The sequence below is a fragment of the Pseudomonas sp. SB113 genome, from assembly GCF_040754745.1.
Taxonomy (GTDB): domain Bacteria; phylum Pseudomonadota; class Gammaproteobacteria; order Pseudomonadales; family Pseudomonadaceae; genus Aquipseudomonas; species Aquipseudomonas grimontii.
Genome location: NZ_JBFMHW010000009.1, coordinates 204,753 through 221,979, shown reverse-complemented (window position 1 = coordinate 221,979; position 17,227 = coordinate 204,753). Strand labels below are relative to the sequence as shown.

Below are 17,227 nucleotides of genomic sequence, written 5' to 3'. Positions count from 1 at the left end.
TTGGCCCTTTTTGCATTCATGAAGCAATAGTGAGCGGCTTTTCAAACCAACACAGAGCGCTGCAATGGAGATGGCAATGGAAGTGTCTTACAACGTGTCTGAGGAAGAGCGCCAGGCAATTCTCAAACCATTGAGAGCCTATAACCTGAGTCATACCGGTGAAATGGCGTTCGAAACGGTCGGAATTTTACTGCGCGACCCCGTGACTCAAGAAGTGGTCGGCGGTCTCTACGGGAAAATTTCCTATGGATGGATGTTCATAGAGCTCTTGAGTATCCCTGATTCGATGCGCGCCCAAGGCACGGGCACTCGCTTGATGCTGGCTGCTGAAGAGGCGGCCCTGCGTAAGGGGTGTACGGGTATCTGGCTGGACACGTTCAGCTTTCAGGCGCCTGGGTTTTATCGCAAGTTAGGCTTCAGTGAATTTGGCCATATGGCCGATTACCCGCCAGGTCATCAACGCTACTTTTTCCAGAAGCGCCTGGGATGATGTGCTGGCGTCATCTCCAGGCGGGGTGCCTTACTAGGCCTTGCTGCTCTTGATGTCACTGATCATCTGTTTAGCAATCGCCTGAACTTGTTTTGGCGCTGAACACCACCGCAGTGGCGGGGACACTTGATAAATAGGCGGCGCTACGATGCGCGAATCCCTTACAGCCTGTCTGCAACTTGTTACCCACACAGCCTTCCATTACCCACAAAATTTATTGGTTTGCAGCAACAATTTTTCTTGTTGGACACCTCCCTCTCCCAGGCAGCACAGTTGCCGCCACTGACGCTCGCCCTGACGGGTCAACAATAAAAAACCGAGCCGACTGCACGCCACTTCCTGCTGTGAACCCTTTGTTCACATCCTGCTGTAATGGCGCCGCAGCGCGCACTTAAGGACCTCTCCGCCATGCAAACTGTTGTGAACTTATGGCCGTTGATCGGCGTACTTGTGATCGTGGTTGGCTTTGTTTTGCGTTTCAATCCGCTGTTGGTGGTCACCGCCGCGGCTATCGCCACTGGGCTCGCAGCCCACTTCCCGCTGGAGAAAATCCTCGCCACTATGGGTGATGGTTTCCTACAGACTCGTGCCCTGCAATTGATCCTGTTGTTGCCCCTCGCAGTCATCGGTTTGCTGGAGCGCCACGGCTTGCGCCTGCACGCGCAGAACTGGATTGCGCGGTTTGAGCGCGCCACGGTAGGGCGTTTGCTGATCATCTATCTATTTGTACGTGAGTCCACCGCAGCCATGGGCTTGACCAGTCTCGGCGGTCACCCGCAAATGGTGCGCCCACTGCTGGCACCGATGGCCGAAGGCGCGGCGGAAAAGCGTTACGGCAAACTGCCGGACAAACTGCGTCACAAGGTGTTGGCCATGTGCGCCGCCACCGATAACGTCGGCCTGTTTTTTGGTGAAGACATCTTCGTCGCCTTTGGTGCGATTGCGTTGATGCACACCTTTCTATTGGGCTCGGGGATTGATGTGGAGCCGCTGCACATCGCGGTGTGGGGCATTCCTACGGCGATTTGCGCCTTTATCATTCACGCGATCCGACTTCATCGGTTTGACCGAAGACTGACCCGCGAGATGACGCCCGCCGCGACCCCAGCGGAGGCCGCGCAATGATCATCTCCATCCAATACCTGTACTGGCTCGCCGGGGCCCTGCTGCTGATTACCGCCGGCATGATTCTGTTGGATCGAACCCACCCCAAGCGCTGGTCCAGTGCGCTGTTCTGGCTGCTGTTTGCCATCCCGTTCCTGGTGGGCGAGCGCCTGCCCTCGGTAGTTGTCGGTGCGGGTGTGGTGGTGATGGCGCTGATCGCCGGTTTGGGCGGCGTTGGCCGTGGCACCCATGCTGAGTTGCATGACAAGGCTTCGCGCGCCAGTGCTGGTCGCCTCGGGCACAAGCTGTTTATCCCGGCGCTGGCGATCCCGCTGACCACCGTGATCGGTTCGGTCTTGCTCAAGCACACCGAGATTGGCGGCGTACCGCTGCTGGACCCGAAAAACACCACCTTCGTGTCTCTCGGCATCGGCTGCCTGATCGCCCTCGGCCTGGCTTGCTGGCTGACCCGCGATACGCCGGTGCAGGCCTTGCGCGAATCCCGGCGTCTCACCGAGGCCTTGGGCTGGGCCATGGTGCTGCCGCAGATGCTGGCGATGCTTGGCCTGCTGTTCAATGAGGCAGGTGTCGGCACGGCCGTCGCACACGTCACCACCACCTACATCAACCTGGATTTCAAGTTGGTGGCGGTCATGGTGTACGTGTTGGGCATGGCCTTGTTTACGGTGATCATGGGCAACGGCTTCGCGGCGTTCCCGGTGATGACTGGGGGCGTCGGCGTGCCGGTGCTGGTGGGTATCTATGGCGGTAACCCGGCGGTAATGGCGGCCATCGGTATGTTCTCTGGCTATTGCGGCACGCTGATGACGCCAATGGCTGCCAACTTCAATATCGTGCCGGCAGCGTTACTGGAGTTGCCGGACAAGAACGCGGTGATCAAGGCGCAACTGCCGACCGCGTTGATGATGCTGGTGGTCAATATTGTCCTGCTTTACCTGTTGATGTGAGGCCAAGATGCGAACTGTATTGCTGACGGGGTTCGAGCCCTTTGATCAAGATGTGGTGAACCCATCCTGGGAAGCCGTGCGCCAACTGGACGGCGTGCAGCTCGACGACGATGTGCGGATTGTTGCGCGTCGGTTGCCCTGTGCGTTTGCGACGGCGAGTGAGTGCTTGCTCCAACTGATCAGTGAACTACGCCCGGCGATGGTCATCGCCACTGGGTTGGCCCCTGGGCGTAGCGAAATTTCCATTGAGCGGGTGGCGATCAACGTCAACGATGCGCGCATCCCCGATAATCTGGGGGAGCAGCCCATCGATACGGAAGTAGTGGTCGGCGGCCCTGCGGCGTATTTCTCGACGCTGCCGATCAAGGCCATGGCCAGAGCGGTGCGCGAGGCGGGGATTGCGGTGGCGGTGTCGCAGACGGCCGGTACCTTCGTGTGCAACCAGGTGTTCTACCGCTTGCAGCACGAACTCGCGGGCTCGGGCGTACGCAGTGGTTTTATCCACGTGTCGAGCCAGCTTGGAGCGGGTCTGGTCGATGGGCTGCGCATCGCTGTTTCGACGGCCTGGAATACCTCGGTGGACGTGGTGGAAGTGGGTGGCCAGGTGAGCTGACTCCGCACATGGTGCGGTAACTTCGACTACAGTTCTGCTACATTCCTGACTTGGATAATCGCCATGATCAAGTACCCGAAATTCGTGTCTGTTGCACTATCGCTTGTATTGTTTGCTGGTAGCGGTATGGCCCTGGCTGATCCAGGCAATGGCAAGGGGCAAGGGAACAATAAAGGTAATGGTCAAGGCGGGCAGGGGCATGACAAGCCCAAAGGCAAAGGTGCGTCAGGCAGTCACGGCCCCAGCGTCGACCGTGGCAGCGTGCTGAATGTATTGGGCGGTTATCGCGACTACTGGAGCCCGGGGCCGGCCTTGCCGCCTGGTATCCAGAAGAACCTGGCACGCGGCAAGCCGCTGCCGCCGGGCATTGCCAAGAAACTGGACGGCCGTTTGTTGGGCCGCTTGCCCCATTACGATGGGTACGAGTGGCAGCAGGCGGGCACCGACTTGATATTGGTGGCCATTGCGACGGGCATCATCTACGAAGTCCTCAATGGCGCCCTCGATTGAGCTGACGGTGCGTTGCGCCTCCGTTCGAGCAGGGGCAATTACCTCGATCACCCGCATGGCGCTCGACGTCGCCATGTTATTGCCGGCGTCGGTGGCGTTTACAAGCAGCCGGGTGATCCGTAGATTGCATCGCGCCGATTATTCGTTTCAGCCCACGAGGAAACCCCGCAGTGTCCATCCGAGGTTCAGCCGTATTTGCCCGCTCTTACCGCGCCTTTCTGTTCGACATGGACGGGACGCTGCTCAATTCGATTGCCGCCGCCGAGCGGGTGTGGAGTATCTGGGCTGAGCGCCATGGGCTGGAGGTGGCGACGTTTCTGACCACCATTCATGGCGCCAGGGCGATCGACACCATCACGCGCCAAGCATTGCCCGGCGTCGACCCAGAGATTGAAGCGCAGTGGATTGCCGAGGCTGAAATCAATGATGTGGAGGGCGTCGTTGCAATTTCCGGTGCCGTCGAATTTCTGAACCGCTTGCCTGGTGAGCAGTGGGCGCTGGTCACCTCTGCACCCAGGGAGCTGGCGTTGCGTCGACTGCAAGCGGCAGGGATTACACCGCCAGCGGTGCTGGTCACGGCTGAAGACGTGGCCATCGGCAAGCCTGACCCTGCCTGTTATCAGCTCGGTGCACAGCGCCTGGGTGTGTCGGTGCAGGACTGCCTGGTGTTTGAGGATGCGACGGTGGGTATTCGTGCAGGGGAGGCGGCTGGAGCGGATGTGATGGTCGTGACCTCGACGCACCTCAAGCCCATGGTGACCGCGCATCCTTCGGTTGATGGGTATGAACAGCTACAGGTGCAACGCAACGCAGAGGGCTTGTTGTACCTGGAGAGTGTGGCGGGCTGACACAGGCAAGCCGAGCCCGCTACCGGTCTCGGCCTGCTTGGCGGGCGGCTGGGTAAGGCGGCGCCTGCATTCGATCACTGCGCATGCCTTGGCGTGACAGCACCATCTCCCTGAGAATCTCGTTGGCAAGCCGGGCAATCGCTTCGGCACCGCGATAATGCGCCCGCACGATTCCGGTGATTGCGAAATGGTCGGTTTCCGGACCGCTGAGCACGGCCGAGAGCGTGCCGTCGGCGTGCAGCGTACACGTGACTGTATAGCTGGGCAGGCGGGCCGCCAATTCAGATTCGATTTGGGTTTTAGTGAGCGTATCCATCTGTACCGGCACCTTCTTACTGACTGTGCAAACACACCCAAGAATAGGTCTTGCTGCGACGCTGTAAATACCGGCGATCTGATAGTGAACCAAGGGGGCTTCAGCGTGCGGTGTTGCGGACGTTTCGCTGGCACAGCTTACGCTGCACGGCTATCTGGATGGGCTTGAGGCAGAACATGAACAGGTAGCCACATAGCAGCAGTACCAGGTCCAGCCGCGAACGGGGGGCGTCTGTGCCTTCTATTTCAATCTTCAGGCCATATTCCAAACCGACAAAGACCAGCCCTATCAGCAGGGCGATCATCCAGGATCTGGAAAAAAATGGCTGGGCATTGCCAGGCATCATCGTCGTGCTCCCAAGCGCACACGGATGGCGGGATATCAGTCAGAGGATTCGGTTGCAGATTATGTAAGAAGTTCCAGGCGTGAAGATAGTTTCATCTTGATGCATGGATGAGCGTGCGGCAAAAAACGGTTCGCGAAACAAAGACAAAAGCAGACCGAAGAGGTTTTCGCCAGCCGTTACAGTGAACGAAAGGGCTGGCTACTGAAGGCGCTTCAAGGCGTCTGGTTTTTGTCCGGAGCGGTCAGGCCGGCCTGGATGCGTTGGTAAATCTCCTCGCGATGCACGGCAACATCCTTAGGTGCGTTGATGCCGATTCGTACTTGCTGGCCGCTGACGCCCAGGATGGTGATCGTAATGTCATCACCGATGTTTATGCTTTCACCAACTTTGCGGGTGAGTATAAGCATGGACTTCTCCTTGATTACTTTTAAGGACACATGTTTCAGACAGGGCAGGTGTCGTATGTGTGTAGCTTACTGCTAAGCGCGTCCCTGTGACTGCCTCTTTTAGGACGCATAGAGGCGACATTAATTCCCATGGCGGCATCATACAGGTCTGGGATACATCATTCGCATTGTTTAAGCCAACGTTTATGACGGCCAGAATAGACAGTGAATGATAAAGTCGCCTCTTTATCCGTTGAAGGAGCAGGGCAGTGCGTAAAGTAGCGATGGCAATGGCGGTGTTGGCATTGGCCGGTTGCGGTGAAGGCAAAAGCGTCGATGCCCCCAAGGCCAAGCCTGCCGTGACCGAAAGCCAGCCACAAACCGGCGCGATTGCCGCCCAGGAATGGGACCTGCGAGTAGGACCGCCGGACCACAAGCTGCAGGCAATCACGGACCTGACCGCCTGGTTGCTCGAACACGGGTTCAATTTTTATATCGTGAAGGTCGATGGCAAGGACGAAGTGCTGCTGGGGCCATTTGCAACCAGGGCCGAGGCCGAAGCCAAGCAGACACTGCTCAACGAGAAGATGGCGCGGGCCAAGAAAAGCGACACGGTGTCCGAGATCATCGAGCACAAGGCCGCGCAGTAACGGCTGATTGGGCGGCAGTGCCGCCCATGTTCAACCGCAGGCTTTCAGGTTTACCGGGCCGACAAACTCATTGCCACGGCCCATCACGCACGCCACTGTCTGGTTACGCTGGCGCTCCCAGGCTTGTACTGGATAAGTCTTGTTCCAGGCTTCGTACAGCTGGCGATCCTGTTTCGACAGGCGCAAGCCGTACTGCTTGCTCATGTAGAAATAAGTGCGTGCGATCATTCCGCGAATGGACGGGCGCGGCATGACCTTCTTGGCCTTGAAGTCCACCTGGGTCAGGCATGAACCGTACTGCCCGCTTTGCACCGGCAGCCAGCCAAAACTGAAGTTGCTTCGATCTCCGTTGACCTCGCCGATGCTCGGCACCAGGTTGTGCAAATCCGCTTCGGCACGCTTGAACACGTCGTCATGGCGCGTACAGTTCTTGCGTCCACCGTTCTGCCAGCACTGGCGCTGATGTCCGATCTGCCAGGCCGGAACAATGTGCTCCCACTCGATGCGCGCGGCACGGTTGGCGTTTTTGCGCGGGATGTAGCCGCAGGCTTTCAGGTCAACACGATTGCCGGTGTATTTGCAGCCGCAATAGAACTCGGTGGACTGTGGCGCGTAGAGCGTCCAGGCGACTTTCTTGGCTTCGCTGAAGGTTCGGGGTGCCTGGGCATGGGCAGTCACGGCAAAAAGCAGGCAACACACAGCAATAAAACGGGCACTCATTGAATCAATCTTCCTTCGGCACAACCCAGAAAATCTGCACGCCGCCGTCATCCCGGTAGGCAAGGGTGACGTTGTCGTTCTCCGCGATTTCCTCCAGCAAGCGCTGCCACTCGTCTTCCGGCTCGTCCGGCAAACGGAAGATCAAGGCTGCCTTGGCTTTTTGGGCGTTGGTGGAGTTGATGATCTTTTGCACACGAATGGCCAGGCGTTCGTAGGCATCAGGTGGGGTTAGCGCTGCGGAAGAGGACTTTGCCACGGAGTGATCCTTAGTAAGCTGTACGTGCATACAGTATTTAACTGTGGGCAATTTCGCAACCGCTTAAAATTCAATAAGTTCGTCTGACAGCTGTTTAGATGATTTGGTGTAAGGCGGGGAGGTGTTTGTTGCGGGATTTGCAGATGAGGTAGAGGCGGGTAAACCCGCCTCTACAGCGATGTCATCAGGAATCAATATTCCCAGAACATCCGTTGCAGTTCTTTGCTGTCCTGGGTCTTGGTCAGGGCAACCATTGCCAGAATCCGTGCTTTCTGCGGGTTCAGGTCAAGGGCGGCGACCCAGTCGTACTTGTCGTCTGGCTGTTCGGCATTACGCAGCACCATGCCCCCGGCATTTACATGGGAAGAACGGATGATCTGCACACCTTGCTTGCGCAACTCCACCAGCGCAGGGACCACTTTGGACGACACCGAACCATTGCCGGTGCCGGCGTGGATGATGGCTTTGGCGCCAGCCTGGGCCAGTGCCTTGTAGGCTGTGTCGCTCACGTTGCCGTAGCCGTAGGCGATTTCAACATCGGGCAAGCTCTTGATGTTCTTGATATCGAATTCCGAGTCCATGGTGTGACGCTTGGCCGGCAGGCGGAACCAGTAGGACTTGCCTTCAACGACCATGCCCAGCGGGCCCCATGGGCTCTTGAACGCTTCGGTCTTGATATTGATCATTTTGCTGACGTCGCGACCCGATTGGATCTCGTCGTTCATGGTCACCAGTACGCCTTTGCCACGTGCATCCTTGCTGCCGGCCACGGCCACGGCGTTGTACAGGTTGAGCATGCCGTCAGCCGACATGGCGGTGCCTGGGCGCATGGAGCCGACCACCACGATAGGCTTGTCGGTTTTTTCCACCAGGTTCAGGAAGTAGGCGGTCTCTTCCAGGGTGTCGGTACCGTGGGTGATCACGATGCCGTCGACGTCCTTGCTGTCGGCCAGTTCGGCGACGCGACGGCCCAGTTGCAGCAGGTTCTCGTTGTTGATGCTTTCGGACGCAATTTGCATCACTTGCTCGCCGCGCACATTCGCGATCTGGCTAAGCTCAGGAACACCGGCGATCAATTGCTCGATGCCAACTTTGGCTGCCTGGTAGGTCGCGCTGTTGGCTGCGCTGGCGCCAGCGCCGGCAATGGTACCGCCGGTGGCAAGGATCACCACGTTGGACAGCTTGGTCTTGGATTCGACTTCCTTTGCCTGAGCGGCAACAGGGAACAGCAGCAGAAGGGCTAACGCGCCCGGAACAAAGTTCTTCAATGCAGATTTCATTATTTTTCTCTCTGGTTTTTGATGAGTGCTGTAGCAAGTTCATCTAGAGCGCCCGGGCGGTTCTGAACGCCACGGGGTGCTGGGTAAGAGCAGGATTTGTACCAAGCCGATTGTGTCCGTTTATATAAATTAAACTATTGATTTATAAAAAAAAATATCGTGACTTTTTGCGCGTCGCGTCGTACCGCTGTCCGGCTTTCCGAACAAGCTGCGGCATCGCGTTCGGTTGTCCGAAAATGATCACGGAAAAACCTGAGCGATACGCCGAAGCCTGTCGTTTCAGAGAACGAACCGGTGGGGGATATGTTTAGCGACGTCATTCACAAGGCAGAAGGGCAGGGGCTAGAGGCCTTGCATGAAAGGCGGTGTTCTACCGTTGACAAATCTCGACAAGGTTCTCATAGTTTGAATAACGCAAACGTTTGCGAGATGTTTCATGGGGCGCTCACTGAGTCTCCTGTCAGCTCGTATCAGCCACCCGGGTGGGAGGGCCGCCGAAGTACACTTCGGTGCAAGCGTTGCTCACAATAATCATAAGATCGGAGTGAACCCATGAAGCTGCCATTCGCTGGACGTCTTCTTGCTGTCGCTGTGCTTGCTGCCGCATCCGCCGCCTTACCTTTTTCCTCTGCATTCGCTGATGACGCAGCCGCCAAACCCAAGGTCGGCCTCGTGATGAAGTCCCTTGCCAATGAATTCTTCGTCACCATGCAGGACGGTGCCAAGGCGTATCAGAAAGACCACACCGCTGATTTCGACATGATCACCAACGGTATCAAGAACGAAACCGATACCAGCGCGCAGATCGACATCGTCAATCAAATGATCCTCGCTAAGGTCAACGCCATCGTCATCGCGCCTGCCGACTCCAAGGCGCTGGTCACCGTGCTGAAGAAAGCCTCCGACGCCGGTATCAAGATCGTCAACATCGACAACCGCCTCGACCCTGACGTTCTGAAAAGCAAAAAACTCGATATTCCCTTCGTCGGTCCCGACAATCGCAAAGGTTCCAAGCTGGTCGGCGACTACCTGGCCAAGCAACTGGCGGCAGGCGACAAGGTCGGCATCATCGAAGGCGTACCGACCACCACCAATGCCCAGCAACGCACCGCAGGCTACAAGGATGCGATGGACGCTGCGGGCATGAAGATCGTTTCCATCCAATCCGGCAACTGGGAAATTGACCAGGGCCAGAAAGTGGCCTCGGCCATGTTGAGTGAATACCCGGACCTCAAGGCTCTGTTGGCCGGTAACGACAACATGGCCCTGGGCGCTGTTTCCGCCGTACGCGCGGCTGGCAAGGCCGGCAAGGTGCTGGTGGTGGGTTACGACAACATCGAAGCCATCAAGCCGATGCTGCAGGACGGTCGCGTCCTGGCGACTGCCGACCAGGCGGCCGCGCAGCAGGCTGTGTTCGGTATCCAGAACGCGCTCAAGCTGGTCAAGGGTGAGAAAGTCGATGCCAAAGATGGCGTGATCGAAACTCCGGTCGAACTCGTCCTCAAAAAGTAATCCTGGCGGCACCCAACAGCGTCCGCTCGTCCTGAGCGGACGCCTGGAGATTTTCCTATGTCATCTTCCGCCCCGAACGCTGTCCTCTCGGTCAGCGGCATCGGCAAGACCTATGCCCAGCCGGTGCTGTCCGACATCACCCTCACGCTCAACCGTGGTGAAGTGTTGGCGCTGACCGGTGAGAACGGCGCAGGCAAAAGTACGCTGTCGAAGATCATTGGCGGGCTGGTCATGCCGACCACCGGGAACATGCAGTTCAATGGCCAGGATTACCGCCCCGGCAGCCGAACCCAGGCTGAAGCGTTGGGCGTGCGCATGGTCATGCAGGAACTCAACCTGTTGCCGACGCTGACCGTGGCCGAAAACCTGTTCCTGGATAACCTGCCCAGTCACTGTGGCTGGATCAGCCGCAAGCAGTTGCGCAAGGCTGCGATCGAGGCCATGGCTCAGGTCGGCCTGGACGCCATCGACCCGGACACTCTGGTTGGCAGCCTGGGTATCGGCCACCAGCAGATGGTCGAGATCGCCCGCAACCTGATTGGCGACTGCCATGTGCTGATCCTCGACGAGCCCACGGCGATGCTCACGGCCCGTGAAGTCGAGATGCTGTTTGAGCAAATCACCCGCTTGCAGGCTCGGGGCGTGGCGATCATTTACATTTCCCATCGGTTGGAAGAGCTGGCCCGTGTCGCCCAGCGCATTGCGGTATTGCGCGACGGCAAACTGGTCTGCGTCGAGCCGATGGCCAATTACAACAGCGAACAACTGGTCACCTTGATGGTCGGCCGGGAGCTGGGTGAACACATCGACCTGGGACCGCGCAGCATCGGCGGCCCGGCCCTAACCGTGAAGGGCCTGACCCGCTCGGACAAGGTCCGCGACGTATCCTTTGAAGTGCGTGCCGGTGAGATCTATGGCATTTCCGGCCTGATCGGCGCTGGTCGTACAGAGTTGTTGCGCCTTATCTTCGGTGCCGACCTGGCCGACAGCGGCACTGTGGCCCTGGGGACGCCGGCCCAGGTGGTGAGTATCCGCTCGCCGGTGGACGCCGTGGGTCATGGCATTGCCCTGATCACCGAGGACCGCAAGGGCGAAGGGCTGCTGCTGACCCAGTCGATCAGTGCGAATATCGCGCTGGGCAACATGCCGGAAATTTCCGCTGGCGGTTTGGTCAATAGCCGCAACGAAACCGCACTGGCCAAGCGTCAGATCGACGCCATGCGTATCCGCAGTTCCAGCCCGGCGCAATTGGTCTCCGAACTGTCCGGCGGCAACCAGCAGAAAGTTGTGATCGGTCGCTGGCTGGAGCGCGATTGCTCAGTAATGCTGTTCGACGAGCCTACCCGGGGCATCGACGTCGGTGCCAAGTTCGACATTTATGCCTTGCTCGGCGAGTTGACCCGCCAGGGCAAGGCGCTGGTGGTGGTGTCCAGCGACCTGCGGGAACTCATGCTGATCTGCGACCGCATCGGCGTGCTATCCGCCGGGCGCCTGATCGAGACCTTTGAGCGCGACAGCTGGACCCAGGACGAATTGCTCGCCGCCGCGTTTGCCGGCTATCAGAAACGTGATGCGCTGCTCAACGATGCCGCGCCTAGGAATACCCCATGAAAACCACAACTTCCCCTGGTAAAACCGGCGGCAACTTCTACGGCCTGGGCACCTACCTGGGGCTGGCCGGCGCATTGCTGGCGATGATCGCGCTGTTTTCGGTGCTCAGCGATCACTTCCTGTCCTATGACACGTTCAGCACCCTGGCCAACCAGATTCCGGACCTGATGGTGCTGGCGGTGGGCATGACCTTCATCCTGATCATCGGCGGTATCGACCTGTCGGTGGGCTCGGTGCTGGCGTTGGCGGCGTCGGCGGTCAGCGTGGCGATTCTCGGTTGGGGCTGGAGTGTTTTACCGGCCGCCGTGCTCGGCATGGGCTGCGCCGCGTTGGCCGGCACTATCACTGGTTCGATCACGGTGGCCTGGCGCATTCCATCGTTTATCGTGTCTCTTGGTGTGTTGGAAATGGCTCGTGGCGTGGCGTACCAGATGACCGGTTCGCGCACGGCCTATATCGGCGATTCGTTTGCCTGGCTGTCCAACCCGATAGCCTTCGGCATTTCGCCGTCGTTCATCATCGCTTTGCTGGTGATCATTGCCGCCCAACTGGTATTGACCCGCACCGTATTCGGTCGCTACCTGATCGGTATCGGCACCAACGAAGAAGCTGTGCGCCTGGCCGGGATCAACCCCAAGCCGTACAAGATTCTGGTATTCAGTCTCATGGGACTGCTGGCCGGTGTGGCGGCGTTGTTCCAGATTTCGCGCCTGGAAGCAGCAGACCCAAATGCGGGCTCCGGCCTGGAGCTGCAAGTGATCGCTGCGGTGGTGATCGGAGGTACCAGCCTGATGGGTGGGCGAGGGTCGGTGATCAGTACCTTCTTCGGTGTGTTGATTATTTCGGTATTGGCCGCCGGCCTGGCGCAGATCGGTGCCACGGAGCCCACCAAGCGCATCATTACCGGTGCCGTGATCGTGATCGCCGTGGTCCTGGATACTTACCGCAGCCGCCGCGCCAGTCGGCGAGGCTGAACCATGGCGACGATCAAGGATGTGGCAGCGCTTGCGGGTATTTCCTACACCACGGTATCCCATGTGGTGAACAAGACGCGCCCGGTGAGCGAGCCGGTACGGATCAAGGTTGAAGCGGCGATCAAGCAGCTCGACTACGTGCCCAGCGCTGTCGCGCGTTCGCTCAAGGCCAAGACCACAGCCACCATAGGATTGCTGGTGCCCAACAGCCTCAACCCGTATTTTGCCGAGTTGGCCCGGGGCATTGAGGATTATTGTGAGCGTAACGGCTACTGCGTGATTCTCTGCAACTCCGACGACAACGCGGAAAAACAACGCAGCTATTTGCGGGTGTTGCTGGAAAAACGCGTCGATGGCTTGATCGTGACCTCGGTAGGTGGTGATGACAGCGGCCTCGCCGCAGGCTTGAGCGCAGTGCGCACGCCCATGGTGATTGTCGACCGGGCACTGGATGGCATCGATGTCGACCTGGTGCGCATCGACCACGAGGAGGGCGCCTACCTGGCGACCCGGCACTTGCTTGAGCTGGGGCATCGGGACATCGCCTGCATCGGCGGCCCGGCCCATACGCGCGTCGCGCAAATGCGCCTGGCGGGTTACCACCGTGCGCTCCATGAAGCGGGTGTGCGGGTGATCGCCAATCGCATCCGGGAAAGCGACTTCACCAGCACCGGCGGTTATGCTGCTGCCGTGCAATTGCTGGCGCAAAACCCGCCCAGCGCGATTTTCGCCAGCAACGACATGATCGGCTTTGGCGTGTTGCGCGCGGCGGCGGAGCGTAATATTCGCGTGCCCGGCGAACTGTCGGTGATCGGTTTCGATGACATTCAAATGAGCCGCTACGTGTACCCGGCGCTGACCACGGTCGGCCAGTCGATCCTGCAACTGGGCGAGACGGCTGCCGAGCTTTTACTGCGACGAATTGCAACCCCCCAACTGCCGATCGATCAACGCATCGTGACGCCAAGCATCGTGTTGCGCGAGTCGACGGCGCCAGTCGCCGGTGTGTTTGCCCAATACCGCTGAACCGAATTGATGAGTACTGATGTATGCCAGCAAAAGTAGTGGTAGTAGGCAGCTTGAACATGGACCTGGTCACCCGCGCGAGTCGGCTGCCCCGTGCGGGTGAGACCTTGATCGGCCAGACGTTTTCCACGGTGCCTGGCGGCAAGGGCGCCAACCAGGCCGTGGCATCGGCGCGACTGGGGGCTGATGTGGCAATGATCGGCTGTGTCGGTACCGATGCCTATGGCACTGAACTGCGTGACGCCTTGCTGGTGGAAGGTATTGATTGCCAGGCGGTGAGCACCGTGGACGGTTCCAGTGGCGTGGCCTTGATTGTGGTGGATGACAGCAGCCAGAACGCGATTGTGATTGTTGCCGGCAGCAACGGCGAGCTGACACCCGCCTCACTGCAGGCGTCTGATGCGGTGCTGCAGGCCGCCGATGTGATCATCTGCCAGCTTGAAGTGCCGATGGACACCGTGGGCTACACCCTCAAGCGCGGTCGTGAACTAGGCAAGACCGTGATCCTCAACCCGGCGCCGGCCAGCGGTCCATTGCCCGCCGACTGGTACGCCTCGGTCGATTACCTGATTCCCAACGAAAGCGAAGCCAGCGCACTGAGCGGCGTGACAGTCGACTCCCTCGACAGTGCCAAGGCGGCGGCGACACGGCTGATCCAGGCGGGAGCCGGTAAAGTCATTATTACCCTGGGTGCCCAAGGTGCGTTGTTTGCCGATGGCCAGGGCTTTGAGCACCTGGTGGCGCCCAAGGTCAAGGCGGTGGATACCACGGCTGCCGGCGATACCTTTGTCGGTGGTTTTGCCGCGGCACTGGCCAGTGGCAAAAGTGAAGCCGAGGCCATCCGTTTCGGCCAGGTCGCGGCAGCATTGTCAGTCACCCGTGCCGGTGCGCAACCCTCCATTCCTACGCTGCATGACGTTCAAGGTTTTGTGCCTTTATGAAAAAGACCCCTCTGCTCAATATCGCTCTGTCGCGTTTGATCGCATCCCTGGGCCATGGCGACATCCTGGTGATCGGCGACGCCGGCCTACCAGTGCCGCCGGGAGTCGAGTTGATTGACCTGGCGCTGACCCAGGGCATTCCGGACTTCATCAGCACCCTACGTATCGTGCTCAGTGAAATGCAGGTGGAAAGCCACGTGCTGGCGGAAGAAATCCTGCTCAAGCAGCCACCCGCGCTGACTGAGCTGAACGCGATGACTGAACAGGCCGCCCTCGGCGAGCGACGTCTGCTCAGCCATGAACAATTCAAGCAACTGAGCCGTAACGCGCGCGCTGTCGTGCGCACCGGCGAGTGCCAGCCTTACTGCAATATCGCGCTGGTGTCCGGCGTAACCTTCTAGAGTTTCCCAACGACAAGGAGTGTTTTATGCAACGTGGTCTCCCAACCCTGAGAAATCTGTTTCGGAGTGTCCTGCTTTTGTCCGCGCTCACTGCTGCAAGCGCCCAGGCGGCGGAAAAAATCGACTTGATCATCGACACCGACCCAGGCGCCGACGATGTGGTGGCTTTGCTCTTCGCCATGGCTTCACCGGACGAGTTGAATATTCGTGCGCTGACCACCGTCGCCGGCAACGTGCGCCTGGACAAGACCTCGCGTAACGCGCGTCTGGCTCGCGAGTGGGCCGGGCGCGAAGACATCCCGGTGTACGCCGGCGCACCCAAGCCGCTGCTGCGCACACCGATCTATGCCGAGAACATCCATGGCAAAGAAGGTATTTCCGGCGTCACCGTCCACGAGCCAAAAAAGGGCCTGGCTGAAGGCAACGCCGTTGATTACCTGGTCAAGACCCTCCGTGCTGCCAAGCCTCACAGCATCACCATTGCCATGCTCGGCCCGCAGACCAACCTGGCACTGGCATTGACTCAGGACCCTGAAATCACCCAAGGCATCAAGGAAGTGGTGGTGATGGGCGGCGCGCACTTCAACGGCGGCAATATTACGCCGGTTGCCGAGTTCAACCTGTTTGCCGATCCGATTGCGGCCGAGATTGTGCTCAAGAGTGGCGTCAAGCTGACTTACCTGCCGCTGGACGTGACTCACAAGGTGCTGACCAGTGAGGCGCGCTTGAAAAAGATCGCCGATATCAAGAACAACGCGAGCAAGGTCGTCGGCGATATTCTCAATGAATACGTCAAGGGCGATATGGAGCACTACGGTATTCCGGGCGGCCCGGTCCATGACGCCACTGTCATTGCCTACCTGCTCAAGCCGTCTTTGTTCACGGGGCGTCAGGCCAATATGGTGGTGGACAGCCGCGAAGGCCCGACCTTCGGCCAGACCATCGTTGATTGGTACGACGGCCTGAAGCAGACAAAGAATGTGTTCTGGGTTGGGAACGGCGACGCCCAGGGCTTCTTCGATCTGCTCACCGAGCGCCTGGCGCGCCTGAAGTAACCCGGCCGACGGCTCGTCAGCCGGTTCTTATTCGCGCTCGGGGTCTTGTGCCCCCATGTGATCGGCCGGGTATTTTTCGAATACCTGGCCGATGAATGCTTGCGCTGCCTGGGTGCCGAGTTCCTTGACCAGCAGGTCGATACCGATGATTGCCAGTTCCTCCGGGCTTCCTGGACTGTAGGAGCTTTGTCCTTGGGGCCACTTGGCTTTGATGTCGGCTTGGAGCGTTACGGTGGTCATGGAAGTCTCACGGGTTGAAATACGGGGCAATGCGCTGGAACGCGGCTCTAACGGGCGCAGTTAATCATTTTGCGCGGGGTTTGGCACTGCTACTTAGGCATGAAGCAGGTGCTGTGCGACACTGTCCCCCTGTTTAATTGCCGGGGGACACCGCGTGCAGATCGATTTGAATAACCCCGAGAACCTGACCCTGGCCGCCGTGCGCCAGCTGATCGCCAGTGCCAGTGATGACGAACATACCCAGCTGCGTGTGACCAAGGCTGGGATTGCCTACATATCTTCGGGGGTGGTGGGAGGCACTGACATCGACGGCCTGCTGTTTCGCCTGGAGACCTGGGCCAAGGGCTCCGGCTATGTCGGCAACGTCGCGGCCAGCGATGAGGTCTGGGTCACACAGATTTTTAATGCGCTGAAGCAGAACTGGCCGAAGCCGCCGTTTGATTACATCGACATCTACTGATTGCGTTCATATTTGGTCACGATTGATCGGGCGAATGCCTGCTGATAGTCGGGCAGACTTGCCTATCGGCGGTTTACGTTTTGAAACCAATCAGCCAGACCGCTGTCGCACGATCTCTGTTCATTTTTCAATAGGAGGCTTCATGCCTTGGAAGCTCGCATCATTAGGTACTTTGTTGGCAGCACTCGCGTTGGCGGGTTGCAGCACCCCGGGTGCCTCTGAGCCAGCCAAAGACGCCGCCGTGACCGATGCCGGTCATAGCCGCTGTGAGTCGAAGGCCGCCGAATTCACCATCGGCCAGAAGGCCTCGCCCCAGTTGCTGGAGCAGGCCCGTACCCGCGCCGGTGCGCAGAACGCACGGATCCTCAAGCCCAACGATATGATCACGCTGGAATACCGCTCCGACCGCCTGAACCTGAACACCGATGACAACCTGGTGATCACGCGCGTTAATTGCGGCTGATCGCTTCCAGGCGTTTGCAACACCCATAAAAAACCCCGTCACATGGACGGGGTTTTT

23 protein-coding genes are annotated in these 17,227 nt (G+C 58.9%); 16 read left to right on the top strand and 7 right to left on the bottom strand.

All coding sequences use genetic code 11. From position 1 onward, the window contains the following. The first annotated feature begins 64 nt into the window (after positions 1-64). From AB1462_RS14725 to AB1462_RS14700, 6 genes are all read left to right on the top strand, one after another. Positions 65-490, top strand: coding sequence for a GNAT family N-acetyltransferase (locus AB1462_RS14725; RefSeq protein ID WP_367247096.1), 426 nt, complete (start codon positions 65-67; stop codon positions 488-490). A 408-nt stretch (positions 491-898) separates the two neighbouring features. Continuing rightward, positions 899-1,615, top strand: a complete 717-nt coding sequence (locus AB1462_RS14720; RefSeq protein WP_315339166.1) for a DUF969 domain-containing protein — start codon at positions 899-901, stop codon at positions 1,613-1,615. Continuing rightward, the gene (locus tag AB1462_RS14715) at positions 1,612-2,562 is read left to right on the top strand and encodes a DUF979 domain-containing protein (protein WP_090406613.1); all 951 of its coding nucleotides are present in this window, start codon (positions 1,612-1,614) and stop codon (positions 2,560-2,562) included. The genes AB1462_RS14720 and AB1462_RS14715 overlap by 4 nt, the downstream gene beginning before the upstream one ends. A 7-nt stretch (positions 2,563-2,569) precedes the next feature. After that, complete coding sequence (gene pcp, locus AB1462_RS14710; protein WP_259191914.1) at positions 2,570-3,175, top strand: pyroglutamyl-peptidase I; 606 nt, start codon at positions 2,570-2,572, stop codon at positions 3,173-3,175. Between the two features lie 63 nt (positions 3,176-3,238). Continuing rightward, complete coding sequence (locus AB1462_RS14705) at positions 3,239-3,685, top strand: anti-virulence regulator CigR family protein (RefSeq protein ID WP_367247094.1); 447 nt, start codon at positions 3,239-3,241, stop codon at positions 3,683-3,685. Between the two features lie 170 nt (positions 3,686-3,855). After that, the gene (locus AB1462_RS14700) at positions 3,856-4,533 is read left to right on the top strand and encodes an HAD-IA family hydrolase (RefSeq protein WP_367247093.1); all 678 of its coding nucleotides are present in this window, start codon (positions 3,856-3,858) and stop codon (positions 4,531-4,533) included. A 19-nt stretch (positions 4,534-4,552) separates the two neighbouring features. Here AB1462_RS14700 and AB1462_RS14695 read toward each other — a convergent pair whose 3' ends face one another. The 3 genes from AB1462_RS14695 to csrA form a co-directional block, all read right to left on the bottom strand. Then, entirely contained in the window at positions 4,553-4,849 is a 297-nt protein-coding gene (locus AB1462_RS14695) for a hypothetical protein (protein ID WP_090406602.1), read from the bottom strand. Positions 4,850-4,949: 100 nt separating this feature from the next. Next, the gene (locus tag AB1462_RS14690; RefSeq protein WP_090406599.1) at positions 4,950-5,195 is read right to left on the bottom strand and encodes a hypothetical protein; all 246 of its coding nucleotides are present in this window, start codon (positions 5,193-5,195) and stop codon (positions 4,950-4,952) included. Between the two features lie 212 nt (positions 5,196-5,407). After that, a complete protein-coding gene (gene csrA / locus AB1462_RS14685; protein WP_003192511.1) occupies positions 5,408-5,602 on the bottom strand; it encodes a carbon storage regulator CsrA in 195 nt (64 codons plus the stop codon). Between the two features lie 263 nt (positions 5,603-5,865). On the opposite strand from csrA, the gene AB1462_RS14680 reads away from it, so the two are divergent. Beyond that, entirely contained in the window at positions 5,866-6,231 is a 366-nt protein-coding gene (locus tag AB1462_RS14680) for an SPOR domain-containing protein (RefSeq protein ID WP_167361154.1), read from the top strand. A gap of 30 nt (positions 6,232-6,261) precedes the next feature. Here the strand turns inward: AB1462_RS14680 and AB1462_RS14675 are convergent, their stop codons facing one another. The 3 genes from AB1462_RS14675 to AB1462_RS14665 form a co-directional block, all read right to left on the bottom strand. After that, positions 6,262-6,951 (bottom strand): endonuclease, encoded by a 690-nt coding sequence (locus AB1462_RS14675; protein ID WP_090406593.1) that lies wholly within the window; start codon positions 6,949-6,951, stop codon positions 6,262-6,264. A 4-nt stretch (positions 6,952-6,955) separates the two neighbouring features. Then, positions 6,956-7,207, bottom strand: a complete 252-nt coding sequence (locus AB1462_RS14670) for a DUF1654 domain-containing protein (RefSeq protein WP_174562738.1) — start codon at positions 7,205-7,207, stop codon at positions 6,956-6,958. A gap of 191 nt (positions 7,208-7,398) precedes the next feature. Further along, positions 7,399-8,487: an asparaginase gene (locus AB1462_RS14665; RefSeq protein ID WP_010209102.1), complete on the bottom strand. Its 1,089-nt coding sequence runs from the start codon at positions 8,485-8,487 to the stop codon at positions 7,399-7,401. A 552-nt stretch (positions 8,488-9,039) separates the two neighbouring features. Between AB1462_RS14665 and AB1462_RS14660 the strand changes: the two genes are divergently transcribed. From AB1462_RS14660 to AB1462_RS14630, 7 genes are read left to right on the top strand one after another with little or no spacing between them, the layout of a single operon-like run. Continuing rightward, on the top strand, positions 9,040-9,999 hold the full coding sequence (locus AB1462_RS14660) for a sugar ABC transporter substrate-binding protein (protein WP_090406587.1): 960 nt from the start codon (positions 9,040-9,042) through the stop codon (positions 9,997-9,999). 57 nt (positions 10,000-10,056) lie between these two features. After that, positions 10,057-11,610 (top strand): sugar ABC transporter ATP-binding protein, encoded by a 1,554-nt coding sequence (locus AB1462_RS14655; RefSeq protein ID WP_367247091.1) that lies wholly within the window; start codon positions 10,057-10,059, stop codon positions 11,608-11,610. After that, complete coding sequence (locus AB1462_RS14650; protein WP_090406582.1) at positions 11,607-12,584, top strand: ABC transporter permease; 978 nt, start codon at positions 11,607-11,609, stop codon at positions 12,582-12,584. Before AB1462_RS14655 ends, AB1462_RS14650 begins: the two co-directional genes overlap by 4 nt. A gap of 3 nt (positions 12,585-12,587) precedes the next feature. Continuing rightward, positions 12,588-13,610, top strand: a complete 1,023-nt coding sequence (locus AB1462_RS14645) for a LacI family DNA-binding transcriptional regulator (RefSeq protein ID WP_090406579.1) — start codon at positions 12,588-12,590, stop codon at positions 13,608-13,610. Positions 13,611-13,633: 23 nt separating this feature from the next. Next, positions 13,634-14,551 (top strand): ribokinase, encoded by a 918-nt coding sequence (gene rbsK / locus AB1462_RS14640; protein ID WP_259191908.1) that lies wholly within the window; start codon positions 13,634-13,636, stop codon positions 14,549-14,551. After that, complete coding sequence (gene rbsD / locus AB1462_RS14635; protein WP_090406573.1) at positions 14,548-14,952, top strand: D-ribose pyranase; 405 nt, start codon at positions 14,548-14,550, stop codon at positions 14,950-14,952. Before rbsK ends, rbsD begins: the two co-directional genes overlap by 4 nt. 26 nt (positions 14,953-14,978) lie before the next feature. Further along, on the top strand, positions 14,979-16,007 hold the full coding sequence (locus AB1462_RS14630; RefSeq protein ID WP_367247089.1) for a nucleoside hydrolase: 1,029 nt from the start codon (positions 14,979-14,981) through the stop codon (positions 16,005-16,007). Positions 16,008-16,034: 27 nt separating this feature from the next. Here the strand turns inward: AB1462_RS14630 and AB1462_RS14625 are convergent, their stop codons facing one another. Beyond that, positions 16,035-16,247, bottom strand: a complete 213-nt coding sequence (locus tag AB1462_RS14625) for a hypothetical protein (RefSeq protein ID WP_053128891.1) — start codon at positions 16,245-16,247, stop codon at positions 16,035-16,037. A gap of 154 nt (positions 16,248-16,401) precedes the next feature. Between AB1462_RS14625 and AB1462_RS14620 the strand changes: the two genes are divergently transcribed. Both AB1462_RS14620 and AB1462_RS14615 read left to right on the top strand, forming a co-directional pair. Beyond that, positions 16,402-16,707, top strand: a complete 306-nt coding sequence (locus tag AB1462_RS14620; RefSeq protein ID WP_090406567.1) for a hypothetical protein — start codon at positions 16,402-16,404, stop codon at positions 16,705-16,707. Positions 16,708-16,849: 142 nt separating this feature from the next. After that, positions 16,850-17,170, top strand: a complete 321-nt coding sequence (locus tag AB1462_RS14615) for an I78 family peptidase inhibitor (protein WP_090406564.1) — start codon at positions 16,850-16,852, stop codon at positions 17,168-17,170. Positions 17,171-17,227: the final 57 nt, after the last annotated feature.